Below are 14782 nucleotides of genomic sequence, written 5' to 3'. Positions count from 1 at the left end.
GATTACGTGCCGTTCCGGTGCTTCTCCAGTGCTTCTTCAATGCGCCCTCAGTGCCGCAGAATCTTTCCGACGAATTCCTGCGTACGCGTTTCCCGCGGCGCATCGAATAGCTGCTGGGGCGTGCCGGTCTCAATCACGTGCCCCCCGGCCATAAACACAACCTTCGACGACACCTCCCGCACGAAACTCATTTCATGCGACACGATAAACATCGTGATGCCGTCCGAGGCGAGTTCGCGGATCGTGTCGAGCACTTCATTGACGAGCTCAGGATCGAGCGCAGCGGTTACCTCATCGAGTAACAGCACCTTGGGCTTCAACGCAAGCGCACGCGCAATCGCCACTCGCTGCTGCTGGCCGCCCGACAATTCGTCCGGGTAGGCATGCAAGCGGTGCGCCAGGCCCACACGCGTCAGCAGATTGATCGCATTCTGCTCGACTTCGGCGCGCGGCCAGCGTTTGATCCTGGTCGGCGTAATCATCACGTTATCGATCACGGTCATGTTCTGGAACAGGTTGTACTGCTGGAACACAATCGCGATGTCCAGACGCAACGCGCGAACGGCCATCCTGTCGGCATAATTCACTTCACTGCCGTTCAGACGCACACTGCCATGCTCGGGCTGCAGCAGCCCCATCAGGACACGCAGCAACGTGCTCTTGCCCGACCCCGACGGTCCGATCAGGCTGACAATCTCGCCCTTCTCGACGGACAGGTTGATACGCTCCAGTACCGTGTGCGGACCGTAGGAGGCTTTCAGGTCAACGATTTCGAGTTGAGGCAAGATTCTTCTCCAGGCGCTTACCTAAGCGCGACAAGGGGTACGACATCAGGAAGTACAGCGCCAGAACCGTCCCGTAGACGAGCGTGGCGGAAAAGCCCTTGTTGCTGAGCACCTTTCCCGCCGATGTGAGTTCCATCACGCCGATCTGCGAGGCGAGCGCCGTGTCCTTGATGAACATGACGAAGAAGCCGAAGGTGGGCGGCAAGATCACGCGCCACGCCTGCGGCACGATCACGTAGCGCAGCGTTTGCAGATAACTGAAGTTGAAAGTGCTGGCGGCCTCCCACTGATTGACGTGAACCGACTCCAGGCCGCTGCGCACGATCTCGCCGAGGTACGCCGCGGCGATCAGGCAGACGCTGATCAGCGCGACCGTGAAAGTCGACAGGTTCGCGTTGAGCGCCTGGCTTGCGAAAAACACCAGCATCAACGTGACGAGAAACGGCACGCGCCGCAACAGCAGGCAGTATGCGAACATCAGCGCGCGCACCGGCGCCATCGCGCGCGAGCGCGTCACACGCACGATCGCCACTGCAAAACCCGCAACGAATCCAGCCAGACAACCGATTACGGACAATACGAAGGTCGCGACCAGCCCTTCGAGCAGCAACAACAAGTTGTAGTACGAGAACAGGCCGGCGAGTTGCGTCATCATCGAAGAGCCGGCCATCAAAACACCTTGATCTTCGCGCGGCACACGTGGCGGCCGAACATCGCGAGCGCGAAAGTGGCCAGCAGCGTGATCGCGATATACATGACGGCTGCTACGCTAAACGCCTCGACCGACAGGTAGGTCTGCGAGCTGATGTTATAGGTGCGGCCCGTCAGTTCCTCGACGCCGAAAATCGACGCCATCGAGGTACCGAGCGTCATCACAATGAACTGGTTCGACAGAGGTGCAAACATCACTTTCACTACGTGTGGAAAAATCACATACCGCACAATCTGCGGCGTCGAAAAGCCCAGCACCTCCGCCGCCTCGATCTCCGTCCACCGCACCGATGCGAAACCCGCGCGCTGGATCTCGCACAGGTAAGCGCCCGCATTAAACGTAGCGCCGATCAGAACTGCGGTGTATGGCGATAGCGTGATGCCGATGTCGGGCAGCGCAAAAAACAGAAAGAAAATCTGCACGAGCTGCGGCGTATTGGTCGCGAAGCTCACGTACGCAGTGACAACGCGGCGCAAAATAGCTGGCCCGTATCGTAGGACCGACGCGCAGACGAGTCCGATCAGCATGCCTAAAGCGAACGCGAGCACCGCGATCTGAAGACTGAGCCACGCGCCACCGAGCAGATAGGGCCACTGCTCGAGGATGGGCCCGAACTGAAGGGTCATCTAATCAGCACTCCTTGCAACGAAGTTACACAGCGCGCGTGGGCTTAAAGCCGCAACGCGCGCTGCCAGTGACGCGAAGCAAAGGTTATTGCGCGGCAACCGCAGGCGGCGCGGCAGTCGGATCGTAAAGCATCGCGCTGCCGAACCACTTCTTCCAGCTATCCGCCACAAAGCCGCTCTTCTGCAGGCTGCCGATTTCCTTGTTCAGACGCTCGGTCAGCGCGGTATTGCCCTTCTTGATGCCGATACAGTCGTAGTCCACTTCAATCGGTGCATCGACGACGCGCCATTTCGTCGGATAGCTTTTCGTGAAGCTCAGCATGAAATCGAGCACGTCGATCAGCGCGTCGGAGCGACCTTGCGCAATCGAACGCACCGCGTCGGGATAGTTATCCAGCAACAGCAGTTGCGCCTTCGGCAGCTTGTCCTGAATCAGCTTGACCGGTGTCGTGCCGCGCACCTGCACGAGCCTCACCGACGGATCGTTCAGTTGCGTCCAGTCCTTGTAGGGCTTGTCCTGCGTGGTCAGCACGCCGAGCACTTCGGTATTGACCGGATCAGTGAAGTCGATCACTTTCAGGCGGTCGGCGTTGCGCGTCATGCCGCCCATCACCGCGTCGATCTTGTCGGACATCAGAAACGGCACGCGGTCAGCCGAGCCAACCGGCACGATTTCCAGTTTGACGCCCAGCGAATCCGCAATCTTCTTCGCAATGCTCACATCGAAACCGTCGATATTGTTCTTGGCATCATAGACGCCAAGCGGCGGCAGGTTCGGGTTGATACCGAACACAATCGTCTTCGAGGCAAGGATTTCGTCCAGCGTGCGCGCGCTTGCATCGAGTGAGCCAAGCAGCGCGCAAGCCGCGAGACCGGCGGCGAGCATGCGGCTCAGGATGATCGAGGGTTTCATGCTGTAACTCCGTGAGGGGCGTAATGGTGTGGAAATGCTCGGTCGAGGCGTTCGCAGCGCCACTTGTTTTTGGCGACTTTGCGTATACGTATCGTATACGTTAGTATCAAAGCATCGCCTAAATTACTTGTCAAGCGAGGTTGGTACTGATGTCTGCAGCGGATGCCATGCGTATTCACGACTCGAACCGTGCCGCAACCGTCGAGCTGTTTCTCGACGGGCAACGCTTCACGGCGCGTGCTGGTGAAAGCGTCGCGGCCGCCCTGTTCGCTTCTGGCGTGAAGGCTCTGCGCGCAAGCCCGCGGTTGCATGAGGCACGTGGCATGTTCTGTCTGATGGGGTCGTGCCAAGAGTGTCTGGTGATAGTCGAGGGCCGCCGCACGCTCGCTTGCCAAACGCCTGTTACCAACGGCCTGCATATCGAAACCGTCCCGGAGACCGGCGCCGATGGGTGAATTCGACGTGGTGGTGCTCGGAGGCGGACCGGCGGGTGCGCATGCGGCGCTGGCCGCGGCGTCGGCTGGGCTGAACGTCGCGCTGTTCGACGAAAACCCCAGCGCGGGCGGACAGGTGTACCGCGCCCCCATAGGGGGCACTCGCGCCGCCAGCAGCGCCGATCAGCAGGCAGGCGACGTGCTGCGGCGCGAGTTGGCCGCCAGCACCGTGACCACTTTCTTTGCCCATCCTGTTTGGGCGGTGACCGGCGACTACCGTGTCGACGCCACCGGTCCGAACGGCCCAGTGCATTGCACGGCGCGCGCGCTGATCGTGGCTTCGGGGACGACTGAACGGGTCGTGCCGTTCGAAGGATGGACCACACCGGGTGTGATCGGCCTGGCTGCTGCGACTATTCTGCTGAAATCGCAAGGAGTACTGCCTGGTCGCTCGACGCTTGTCGCCGGATGTGGGCCGCTGCTCGCGGCCGTGGCGGCGAAGACCATCGAAGGCGGCGGCAAGGTCGAGGCGATTGTGGATCTGGCCAGCACCGCAGACTGGGCGCGCACGCTGCCCGCGATGCTGGCGCGCCCCGATCTGCTGCGGCAAGGCTTCAACTGGTGGCGCACCATTAGCCACGCCCGGACGCCGCGATATGCACGTCATACGATCATCCGTGTCGAGTCAGCCGACGACCGCTTGCGCGCCACGCTCGCCCCATGCGACGCGGCTGGACGTCCGCTCAGCGGACAGCGAACGACCGTGCTCGCCGATTGCATCGCCGTCGGTCACGGCCTCACGCCGGCCACCGAGATCACCCGTCTGTTGCGCGCGAGGCATCGCTACTCGCGCGCGGCGGGAGGATGGATCGCCATCGCCGATCAGGACGGACGTACCTCACGCCCGTTGCTTTATGTCGCCGGAGACGGCGCCGGCATCGCAGGTGCGGCGGCGGCCGCCACACACGGCGCGTTGGCCGGACTCGCATGCGCGCTCGATCTCGGCGCAACCAATCCGATGCGCCTGACGCGCAGCATCGGGCCTGCGCGCAGCGCACATCGGCACGCCACGCGCTTCGGCCATGCGATGTCTGGTCTGATGGCGCTGCGCCCGGGGCACGTCGAAAACATTACGCCTGCGACGATTGTGTGCCGTTGCGAAGACGTGACACGTGCAGAAATCGACGCTGCATGCGACGCCGGCGCTCACGACATCAACCAGCTCAAGGCATGGACGCGCTGTGGAATGGGCCCATGCCAGGGCCGCACGTGCGGCGACATTACCGGTGAGCTGCTGATGCGGCGTATGGGCGCTGCATCGCGCGAGACCGTCGGCTGCTTCTCCGCCCGCACGCCGTTGCGGCCGGTGACAGTGGAAGCGTTGACCGGCGACTTCACGTATGACGAAATCCCGATTCCGAAGGCGGCTCCACTATGAGCACGCCGGGTCAAACCGTACACGGACCATTCGACGTCGCCGTAGTGGGCGGCGGCGTGATGGGTTGCACCACCGCGCTGTTCCTCGCACGCGGCGGCATGCGAGTCGCGCTGATCGAGCGTGATTCGCTGTGCCGTGCCGCCTCGGGCGTAAACGCGGGCACGCTCACACTTCATATGACGCGTGCCGCACTGGTTCCGTACGCAATACGTGCGTGGCAAATGTGGATGGAGTCCGAACAATGGCTTGGCTCAAGCGTCCTTGCGACCGCTGCGCCGGGACTTTCGCTCGCGTTCACCGAAACCGAGCGTGACCTGCTGCGCGCTCGCGCCGCCGCTCGGCGCGAATATGGCGCGCAGATTGACCTGCTCGAGCGCGACGCGGCGCTAGCGGTCGAACCCGGCCTCAACCCCGCGATACTCGAAGCCGCGTTCTGCCAGACAGACGGTTTTGCCAGTGCGTATCTCACCGGTCGTGGCTTTCACGCGGCGCTTCGTGCAGCCGGCGTACAGATTTTCGAGCAATCCCCCGCCACGCGCATTGATCACACAAACGGACACTACTGCGTGCATGGCCCGGAAAGCCAGGGTGCCTCGCTTCGCATCGACGCCACGCGCCTCGTCATGGCGGGCGGCGTCTGGCTCGAACCGTTGCTCGCGATGCTCGATATCCGGATTCCCGTGAAGACGCTGGTGAACCAGTTGATCGTCACCGAACGGATGCCGCCCGTCATGCGCACGGTGTTAAGCATTGCCAACGGGTTGCTGTCGATGAAGCAGTTTGCCAACGGCACCGTGCTAATCGGCGGGGGCTGGCAAGGTGTCGGCGATCGCGCGCGCGGCCCCGTCGAAACGATTCCGCAAAACCTCACCGGCAACCTGCGGCTCGCGCAGCACGTGATCCCCGCGCTGGCGAAAGCGCGCGTCGCGCGCATATGGCTAGGGCTCGAGGCCGAAACGGCCGACGCCATGCCGATGATCGGCGCGCTGCCTGGACTCCCCGATGCATGGGTCATCGGCTGCGTGCATTCCGGTTATACGAGCGGTCCTTACATGGGCAAGCTGCTCGCCCAAACGATGCTCGGCGCGACGCCCGAGTTGCCGCTGTTCGATCCCGCCCGGCTCATCGCCGTCGCGCCCGAACTCCCTCAACGAGAACAGACCCAATGATTCCCTCGCACGACGCCCCCTTCAACGGCATCTACGCCGCCACACTGTGTCCGCTCGATGCGCACGGCCGCCACGTCGACGAGGCTGCGCTGGCGTCCCATCTCGAGGAGGTGACGGCGATAGATGGGATAGTCGGACTCCTGATCAACGGTCACGCGGGCGAGAACTTCGCCCTGTCACGCGACGAAAAGCGGCGCGTGGTGGAGATAGCGCATAGCGTATGCGATGATCGCTCGATCATCGTCGCGGGCGTCAACTCGGAAGATAGCTACAAGGCGCAGGCGCATACCGACGACGCCCAGCGTGCGGGCGCCGATGCGTTACTGCTGTTTCCGCCGTATTCATGGGCGCTGTCCACCGATCTGGAAACCGTCGTCACGCATCACCGGCTCGCCAACGCCAACGCGAGCCTGCCGATGATGCTCTATCAGGCTGGTGTCAACACGGGTGGGATGGCCTACACCCCCGAGATGCTGACCGCACTGGCCGGCTTGCCCGAGGTGGTAGCCATCAAGGAAGGAAGCTGGGAAACCGCCGCGTATGAGACCAATCGCAGGCATTTGAAATCGGTGGCGCCGCATATCGCTGTCATGGCGTCGGGCGACGAGCACCTGTTCCCATGCTTTGCAATCGGCACGGAAGGCAGCCTCGTCAGTCTCGCAGCGGTCGTGCCGGAGCTGATCGTCGCGCTGTATCGCGCGGTTCTGAGCGGCAACCTCAGCGAGGCTCAGCAACTCCATGCGCGCGTGTATCCGCTGGCAAAGATCATTTACGGCACCGCGCCCGGCTCGCATGCGAATGCGCGTCTGAAAGCCTGTTTGCACCTGCTCGGAAAATTCCCGCATCCGTCGATGCGTCCGCCCATCCCACGCTTGTCCACCGCGGAAATCGGCCGTCTCGAGGACGCCCTCTCCTTTGCCCTTGCCACTGACCATGAACGGAGCAATTCATGACCCATGACCCGACACGCACGCTGATACGTGGAGGACGCCTGATTACAGCCGTCGACGACTATGTTGCCGATATCGTGATCGAAGGCGGACGGATCGTCTGTATCGGAGAGCAGCTCGAAGCCGGACCCGACACCCAGGTGATCGACGCGAGCGGCCTGCTGGTGTTCCCGGGCGGCGTGGACGCCCACACGCACATGGAGAATACCTTCGGGCCCTCGGTCACCTGCGACAACTTCGCCTCCGGCACCCGCTCGGCCGCGTTCGGCGGCACCACCACGATCATCGACTTTGCGCTGCAAAACGCCGGCACCAGTCCGCTTGATGCAATTGCACGCGCGCAATCGAAAGCGGCGTCGGTTGCCAGCATCGACTATGCCTTTCATGTGATCGTCACGCAGGTTGACGACAAGGTCCTCGGCGACATGCAATACGCGATCCGCCACGAGGGGGTGTCGAGCTTCAAGATGTTCATGGCGTACCCCGGCACGGTGATGTCGGACGATGCGGCGATTTTTCAGGCCATGCGGATGGTGGGTCAACATGGCGGCATGATTGCGTTGCACGCCGAAAACGGCACTGTGATCGACCTGCTGATTCGCGAAGCCATCGCCCAGGGTCATACGTCGCCGCGCTATCACGCGCTTACGCGTCCGGCCATCATGGAAGGCGAGGCGACACATCGCGGCATCAAACTTGCCGAACTCGCCGAAGCCCCGGTGTACTTTGTGCATCTCTCCGCCAAGGAAGCGCTGAAACATGTGATCGAAGCGCGCGACCTCGGCATTCCCGTGTTTGCGGAAACCTGCCCGCACTACCTGTTCTTCGATGAATCCGCTTACGCCGACGAAAGCTTCGACACCGCGCGGTACGTGATGAGTCCGCCGCTGCGTTCGAAAGATGCGCAGAACGCCTTATGGACGGCGCTGAAAACCGACGACCTGCAACTCATTTCGACCGATCATTGCCCCTACTGCATGAAAGAAGGCCATCGCGGCAACGTGAACCAGAAGCCGCTCGGGCAAAACGATTTTTCGAAGATTCCGAACGGCGTGCCAGGTGTGGAAACTCGCATGACTGTTGTTTACGACGGGGGTGTGCGCACGGGTCGAATTTCGTTGAACCGTTTTGTCGAGTTGACGTCGACCGCCCCTGCGAAACTGTTTGGGCTGTTCCCGAAGAAAGGCACGCTGGCGATCGGCAGCGATGCCGATATCGTGCTGTTCGATCCAGGTGAAGTACACACGATCAGCGCGCATACGCAGCATAGCGATTGCGATTTCACGCTATTCGAAGGCCACTCTGTGACGGGTCGCGTGAAGAAGGTATTGCTGCGCGGCGAATTGCTGATCGACGACGGCAAGTGGGTGGGCCGAACAGGACACGGGCAATTTGTGCCGCGCGGCGAATTGGGCGCGCATTGGTAGCAGCGTCAAGCCTTCGTTGAAGGCTTCAACCCGTCGCCGCGGTTGACGCTGCACTGCACCGCCCAGCGGCCGCCGAGCGCGGGCGCAATGTAACCGATCTTCTCCACCGGCTGCTTCGTCACCGGGTGACGCCCGTTGAATTCAATCCACCCACCACCTTGCTCGACCGCGCGCCAACTGGCCTCGCGGATCGCGCTCTGGTCATCGCCGGGCAGCGCATCCTTGCGCAGCTTGCCGGCCTTGCTCGGGTCGGAGCCGAAGGCACGGAAATAGTCGTCGCGGTCCGCCACCACGATATAGAGGTCGCGGTCGTGAAAGCCGCCCTGTCGGTCGTGAAAACGGCGCACGGCAACTTCGGGCCCCTCGCTGTCCACCAGTTGCGCCGCACGCTGCGCCATGGCCCGTGCCTCGTCGGCGCAGCCCTGGCGCAACCGGATATATTTGACGCCGTCGCTGAGCCGGTCGGCGCGGGCCTGCAACTGACTTGCCGTTTCCACCGCCCCACCGACCATCTGGCCATTGCGCTGGGTGATGTCATCCAGCACCTCGACCGCCTGGGCGATCTCCTGCAAGCCGATAGTCTGCTCGCTGCTCGAACGTGCGACATCGCGCAGCAAGGCGGCCACCTGGCTGACCGCGTCGACTGCACGCGTCAGCAGATTGCGGCTACCTTCGATGGCTTGCACGCCGTCCGTCACCTCGTCGCGAGAATGCTGGATCAGTTTTTTGACTTCCGCAGCGGCCTGCGCGCTACGCTGCGCCAAGGCCCGCACTTCTGCCGCGACCACGGCGAAACCGCGGCCGGAATCGCCAGCCCGGGCCGCTTCCACGGCGGCGTTAAGCGCGAGGATATTGGTCTGGAAAGCGATGCCGTCGATTACGCTGAGCATCTCCCCCATTTCGTGCGAACGTTGCTCGATGCGTTCGATGCTTGCGACCGAAGCGCGCACCGCCTCCTGTCCCGCGACCGCATCGGCATGCGCACGGGCGGACCGCTCATCGGCTTGCTGCGTCTGATTGGTGTTGTAACGCACGGCTTCCAGCAGGGCTTCGAGCGACGCCCGCGTTTGCTGAAGGCTGGCAGCCTGCGACTCGGTGCGCTGCGACAGCGAGGTGGCATGTTCGGTCGCCTCGGCGCCGCCCATCGCGATCAGTTCCGCTTCGCTGCGGATGCGAGCCACGATCTGCGAGAACTGGTGAGCAAGCAGGCGTACCTGTTCGCCGAGCGCCGCCAGTTCGTCGCGGCCAGGCAAAGACACGTCCCGCACCAGATCGCCTTCGCACAGTGCATCCAGTTGGGCCCGCAAGGTCGAGATTGCGCGGAATAGTCCCACCCCGAACCAGCCGAAAATCACCAGGAACTGCACAAGGCCGAACGCGGCGCCATAGTAGCCGTACCAGCGGGCCGCTGCGATCGTGCCAATCGCGCTAAGCGCGACAATCGTCCACTGCACGCGCAGACTCCAGCGGCGCAATGCCGAGCCGAGTGAGAGCGGCGAGGATGATGAATGGGACGGGTCCGCGGTAACGCGTGGCGTCTGTTGACTGGCTGACATGGATCTCCCCCAAACCGCATTGTGGCTTTGCCTTCGATCGCCGGCCAGATGCATGGGAATGCAGCCTTGGAGCACGTCGCCGTGGCGTGTACGTTCTTCTGGCGATTCTGCCATAGCGGGTGTCGCGTGGTTATCGCAAGTGCCCTCATCTAGCATCTATTCTTCTTATCGGACGAGCGTGCGGTGAGCGTAGAAAGAGGGTATGCCCGTCCGCCGCAGCATCGTCAGCGGTGCGCCTCAAGCAACAGTCGCAGGAATGCCTCTGCGCTGCGCGTAAGGGGCCGCGATTCCTCGACGATCGCGCAAAACGGTATGTCGTAGGACGGCGATTGCGGCAGCACCGCGAACTCGTACCGTGACGACAATTGCGCCGCATAGTGTTCGGGCAGAAGACCGACGTAGCGTCCAGTCGCCACCAACGTTGCGACCGCTTCGAGTCCGCTTGCTTCGGGACCTTGCCGGAAGCCGTGCGTCGCGAGCGCGTCTTCAACGAACGGATGAGGGCGATACACGAGCGGCCACTCGCATACTTCGCCGTGTGCGTCGATCTCCCCGCTCGCCCCGCCCTCCGCCGGCCGGTAGTAGACGCGATGCGTCTCCGTGAACAACGGATAGTGACGGAAGGCCCGCACCCGTTTGTAAACACCGCGAATCGCAATCTGCACGCGCCGCTCCGCGAGTGCCGTGCCAAGATCACCGAACGTCATCACCTTCAGCGTCGGCGTGACGAGCGGCGCGATCCGGTTCAACTCGCCGAGCGCATCCGCGACCTTACAGTCCTTGTGCGTCATCAGATGCTCGGACATGCCGAGCACCAACGGCCCGGACAGCACACCACGCACCGCATCGACTTCTGGCTTGATGCGCTCGAGTGCTTCGAGCGCCTGTAGCGAGACACGCAGCGCCACCTGCCCGCCTTCGGTCAGCTGGAAGCCTCCCGGCCCTCGCTCACAGAGTTTCAGTCCAAGGCGCGCTTCGACCTCGTTGATATGCCGGCTGATCGACGCTTTCGACATCAGCAACGTGCGTTCCGCCGCAGCAAAACCGCTGGCTTGCGCGGCCGCGCAAAAGACCCGTAGCGAACGTAGGTCGCGCTCATCGAGAGGCATCTTTTTCATCGCGGCAGGGTCATCGAAAGGTCTTGGTTTTCGGAACCATATCAGCACAAAAATAGTTATTCAAAACTATTTTGACTGCCTACATTGGCGACTCAGCGATCGCTTAACCCCTTGCCGGAAAATCCATGACCACGCTCAATCGACGCAAATTCATCACGCTGGCAAGCGGTGTTTCGCTTGCGTTGGCGATGCCTTCCTTCGCGTTCGCGGAAGGCGGATCGTTAGCCGACATCCGCAAGCGCGGCAAGCTGACGGTCGGCACCGAAGCCGCTTACGAGCCGTTTGAATTCGTCGAAAACGGCCAGGTGGTGGGCTACGGCCACGACATCCTCGAATACATAGCCAGCAAGCTCGGTGTGCAGCTCAACCAGGTCAACCTGCCGTTTCAGGGCCTGCTGCCGGGCCTGATGGCACACAAGTTCGATTTCGTTGCGACGAGCGTCGGCATCAACCCGGAGCGGGCGAAGCGCTTTGCGTTCTCCGAGCCGGTTGGCGTTGTCGATACCGTGCTGGTCGTGCGCGCCAGCGACGCCGGCATGACGAAGCCCGACGACGTTGCAGGCCACGTCGTGGGCACGCAAATGGGATCGTCGTCGCAGCCCGTTGCGCAAACCTTCGATACGCAACTGAAAGCCAAGGGTGCCGGCTACTCAGACCTCAAGCTGTTTCAGGCCTATCCCGACGTCATGGTCGCGCTATCCAACAAGACGGTGGACGTGAGCATCATGCCGTCGAACATCGTCGCGGTGCTGATGAAGCGCGAACCTGGGCAATATCGCGTGATCGGCAAAATCGGCGATCCGAAAGTGCTCGCCTGGGTCGCCCATCCCGACGACAAGGAGATCCGCGCGTTCATCAATACGTCGCTTGACGAGTTGACGAAGAATGGCCAGCTCGCCGGCCTGCAGAAAAAATGGTTCGGCTACACCATGAATCTGCCGACCAGCGGTTATCTGCCTGAAGGCGCGGTCTGACACGGGACGCTCGATGCTGTCCTTTGTCAGCGCACAGATCGCCGCGCTTGGGCCGTTCTTCCACGACGTGCTGGGTGGCGCGCTGATCACGATCGCCGCGAGTGCGGTTGCCTTTGCAATCGGCATTGTGTTCGGCTCGATCCTGCTGGTTGCGCGCCTGCTCGGCGGCCGCGTGCTGGCGTGGCTGGTAGTTGGCTATGTCAGCGTGATTCGCGGCACACCCGCGCTGATCCAGATGCTGGTGGCGTATTACGTTCTGCCTGCGGTGCTGAATCTGCCGCTGTCGCCGCTAGAAGCCGGCATTCTCGCGCTTGCCATGAATACTGGCGCGTACGTGTCGGAAATCCTCCGCGGCGCGTTCAATTCCCTGAGCGGCGGCCAGCTGCCCGCCGCCCGTGCGCTCGGCATGCGCGCTACGCAGGCCTGGCGCTACATCGTGTTTCCTCAGTTGTTCTATCGCTCCATTCCGCCGCTCACCAACGAATTCACCATGCTGCTGAAGGCATCGTCACTGATGTCGATCATCGCGGTCCATGACCTCGCGACCGTGGCGCGTGATGCAACGCTGCAGACGAACTTGCCGCTGCAGGTCTTTTCCGCGACCGCAGTCGTCTACTTTGCGATCCTGTTCGTGGCGTCGTCGGCCTCACGCGAGCTCGAGCGCCGTGTGGCAAAGGTGCTGCCCAATGTCCATTGACCTGTCGATCGTCGAACAGTCGATCGGCCCCTTGCTAAAGGGCCTGAAAGTCACGGCGCAGGTTTGCGTGCTCGGCATTCCGCTGGGCATCGCGATAGGAACACTGGCTGCGTATCTGTATGGATCGGCAGCGCGTCTTGCGCGTTCGGCAGCGCTTGGGTATGTCGAGATCGTGCGCAACGTGCCGTTTCTGATTCTTGTCTACCTCAGTTTCTTCGGCCTGCCGAAACTCGGCATCATGATGCCCGCGTTTGGAATCGGTGTGGCGGCGACAGCGTTCTATACCGGCGGCTATTTCTGCGAGATCCTGCGCGGCGCGTTCGGCAGCCTTCCGCGCGGACAGCTGCAGGCGGCCCGTTCACTCGGCTTGTCGGAATGGCACGTTCAGCGCTACGTAGTCCTGCCGCAGATCTTCGGCTACCTCGCGCCGGCGACGACCAGCCTCACCATCATGATGTTCAAGGATTCCTCGATCTTCTCGGTGATGAGCCTCGCCGAGCTCACGTACCAGAGCAACCTGCTGACCGCCGATACCTTCGCCTACGTCGAAGTACTCGGCACCACCGCGCTGATCTACTGGGTGTGCAGCGTGCTGCTGGACCTCGCCGGGCAGTGGTCGGAGCGCTACGCGACCCGTTACCGGCGCGCCTGAGATGCACCGGTTTAAGCCCCTCATAATTTCGTTTGATAAGGAATACATATCATGACAAAACCGCTCACCGTGGCGCCGAGAACCGGCCATAAAACCCTGCTCTACGCCGACCTTGCGCTGGACCTCGACCATCTCGAAGCCGATATCGCCGTACTCGGCATGCCCTATGGCGCTGCATATTCTGCCGCCGACTTCACCAACGACCAGACCAACGCGCCCACGGCGATCCGGCAGGCGACCGATCGCGTCGTGCGTTCGCCTGGCCACTATGACTTCGATATCGACGGCCCGCTGCTCCAGGAACGCGACGATATCCGCTTCGTCGATTGCGGCGACGTAATCGCCGATCTCGCCGCACCCGGCAGTCACTATCAGCGCGTCGAAGCGGCCGTGCGCAAGATTCTCGCGGCGGGCGCGCTACCCATTGTGATGGGCGGCGACCACGGCATCACGACGCCGGTGCTGCGCGCATTCGATTCACTTGGACCCATCACGCTCGTCCACGTCGATGCTCACCTCGACTGGCGCGACGAGGTCAACGGCGTGCGCGAAGGCCTGTCGAGCCCCATCCGGCGCGCTTCGGAAATGAGCCACGTGGCGAAAATCGTGCAGATCGGCTTGCGTGCGCAGGGTAGCGGGCGTCCGGAAGAGTTGCGCGCGGCGAAGGCGTACGGGTCCGAACTGATCACCGCGTACGAGCTGCACGATATCGGAATGGATGCCGTGCTCGAGCGCATTCCCGATGGCGGCAACTACTACCTGACGATCGATGCGGACGGCCTCGATCCTTCCGTGATGCCGGCGGTCGCCGGTCCCGCACCCGGTGGCGTGACCTTCGTGCAGGCGCGCAAGCTGATTCATGGCCTCGTGCGCAAGGGCCGCGTGGTAGGCATGGACATCGTCGAAATCCAGCCGGAGAAGGACGTCAACCAGATTTCCTGCGTGACGGCCGGCCGGCTGATCCTGAACCTGATCGGCAGCGCGATCCGCGCAGGCTACTTTGACCGCCGCGGCTGATAGCGACACTCGACTGGAGACAGACAGCATCATGGAACACACCCGCATTCGCCCGTTCAATACCCGGGACACTTATCCGGAGCAATCGCTCGACAACGACCTCGCACAAGCTGTCGTCGCCGGCAATATGATTTTCCTGCGTGGCCAGATCGGCCAGAATCTCGACACGCATGAATCGGTCGGCATCGGCGACGCCGCCGCGCAAGCCGAACAGGCAATGGCTAACGTCCAGATGCTGCTCGAAGAAGCCGGCAGCAAGCTGTCGGACATCTGCAAGGTGACGATCTATCTCACCGACGTGCGATATCGCGAGG

At 62.3% G+C, this 14782-nt stretch carries 16 protein-coding genes; 10 read left to right on the top strand and 6 right to left on the bottom strand.

Going from position 1 to position 14782, the window contains the following annotated elements; all coding sequences use genetic code 11:
• Positions 1-47 precede the first annotated feature (47 nt).
• The 4 genes from M0954_RS01730 to M0954_RS01715 form a co-directional block, all read right to left on the bottom strand.
• Positions 48-785: an amino acid ABC transporter ATP-binding protein gene (locus tag M0954_RS01730; protein ID WP_122156431.1), complete on the bottom strand. Its 738-nt coding sequence runs from the start codon at positions 783-785 to the stop codon at positions 48-50.
• Entirely contained in the window at positions 763-1455 is a 693-nt protein-coding gene (locus tag M0954_RS01725) for an amino acid ABC transporter permease (protein ID WP_297351288.1), read from the bottom strand. The genes M0954_RS01730 and M0954_RS01725 overlap by 23 nt, the downstream gene beginning before the upstream one ends.
• Positions 1455-2123: an amino acid ABC transporter permease gene (locus M0954_RS01720; RefSeq protein ID WP_122156432.1), complete on the bottom strand. Its 669-nt coding sequence runs from the start codon at positions 2121-2123 to the stop codon at positions 1455-1457. The genes M0954_RS01725 and M0954_RS01720 overlap by 1 nt, the downstream gene beginning before the upstream one ends.
• An 85-nt stretch (positions 2124-2208) precedes the next feature.
• Entirely contained in the window at positions 2209-3036 is an 828-nt protein-coding gene (locus tag M0954_RS01715; RefSeq protein WP_133894518.1) for a transporter substrate-binding domain-containing protein, read from the bottom strand.
• A 149-nt stretch (positions 3037-3185) separates the two neighbouring features.
• Here M0954_RS01715 and M0954_RS01710 point away from each other — a divergent pair, with 149 nt between their 5' ends.
• The 5 genes from M0954_RS01710 to hydA are packed head-to-tail and all read left to right on the top strand — an operon-like array spanning position 3186 to position 8454.
• A complete protein-coding gene (locus M0954_RS01710) occupies positions 3186-3491 on the top strand; it encodes a (2Fe-2S)-binding protein (RefSeq protein WP_297351286.1) in 306 nt (101 codons plus the stop codon).
• A complete protein-coding gene (locus M0954_RS01705) occupies positions 3484-4908 on the top strand; it encodes an FAD-dependent oxidoreductase (protein WP_297351284.1) in 1425 nt (474 codons plus the stop codon). Before M0954_RS01710 ends, M0954_RS01705 begins: the two co-directional genes overlap by 8 nt.
• A complete protein-coding gene (locus M0954_RS01700; protein WP_297351282.1) occupies positions 4905-6077 on the top strand; it encodes an FAD-binding oxidoreductase in 1173 nt (390 codons plus the stop codon). The genes M0954_RS01705 and M0954_RS01700 overlap by 4 nt, the downstream gene beginning before the upstream one ends.
• A complete protein-coding gene (locus tag M0954_RS01695) occupies positions 6074-7030 on the top strand; it encodes a dihydrodipicolinate synthase family protein (RefSeq protein WP_297351280.1) in 957 nt (318 codons plus the stop codon). The genes M0954_RS01700 and M0954_RS01695 overlap by 4 nt, the downstream gene beginning before the upstream one ends.
• A complete protein-coding gene (gene hydA, locus M0954_RS01690) occupies positions 7027-8454 on the top strand; it encodes a dihydropyrimidinase (protein WP_297351278.1) in 1428 nt (475 codons plus the stop codon). Before M0954_RS01695 ends, hydA begins: the two co-directional genes overlap by 4 nt.
• A gap of 5 nt (positions 8455-8459) precedes the next feature.
• Here the strand turns inward: hydA and M0954_RS01685 are convergent, their stop codons facing one another.
• Complete coding sequence (locus M0954_RS01685) at positions 8460-10010, bottom strand: methyl-accepting chemotaxis protein (protein WP_297351276.1); 1551 nt, start codon at positions 10008-10010, stop codon at positions 8460-8462.
• Between the two features lie 224 nt (positions 10011-10234).
• Positions 10235-11128: a LysR family transcriptional regulator gene (locus tag M0954_RS01680; RefSeq protein WP_297351275.1), complete on the bottom strand. Its 894-nt coding sequence runs from the start codon at positions 11126-11128 to the stop codon at positions 10235-10237.
• A gap of 125 nt (positions 11129-11253) precedes the next feature.
• Between M0954_RS01680 and M0954_RS01675 the strand changes: the two genes are divergently transcribed.
• The 5 genes from M0954_RS01675 to M0954_RS01655 all read left to right on the top strand — a co-directional run.
• Positions 11254-12102: a transporter substrate-binding domain-containing protein gene (locus tag M0954_RS01675; protein WP_297351273.1), complete on the top strand. Its 849-nt coding sequence runs from the start codon at positions 11254-11256 to the stop codon at positions 12100-12102.
• Positions 12103-12115: 13 nt separating this feature from the next.
• Positions 12116-12799, top strand: coding sequence for an amino acid ABC transporter permease (locus M0954_RS01670; protein WP_123386038.1), 684 nt, complete (start codon positions 12116-12118; stop codon positions 12797-12799).
• Complete coding sequence (locus tag M0954_RS01665; protein WP_122156443.1) at positions 12789-13451, top strand: amino acid ABC transporter permease; 663 nt, start codon at positions 12789-12791, stop codon at positions 13449-13451. Before M0954_RS01670 ends, M0954_RS01665 begins: the two co-directional genes overlap by 11 nt.
• A 51-nt stretch (positions 13452-13502) precedes the next feature.
• Positions 13503-14468: an agmatinase gene (locus M0954_RS01660; protein ID WP_122156444.1), complete on the top strand. Its 966-nt coding sequence runs from the start codon at positions 13503-13505 to the stop codon at positions 14466-14468.
• A 31-nt stretch (positions 14469-14499) separates the two neighbouring features.
• The coding region (locus tag M0954_RS01655) for a Rid family hydrolase (protein WP_297351271.1) at positions 14500-14782 on the top strand (283 nt) is incomplete at its 3' end.

The organism is Paraburkholderia sp., from assembly GCF_026225065.1.
Lineage (GTDB): Bacteria > Pseudomonadota > Gammaproteobacteria > Burkholderiales > Burkholderiaceae > Paraburkholderia.
Note: the sequence above shows the minus strand (reverse complement) of the source record. Positions and strands in the feature narration are given on the sequence as shown.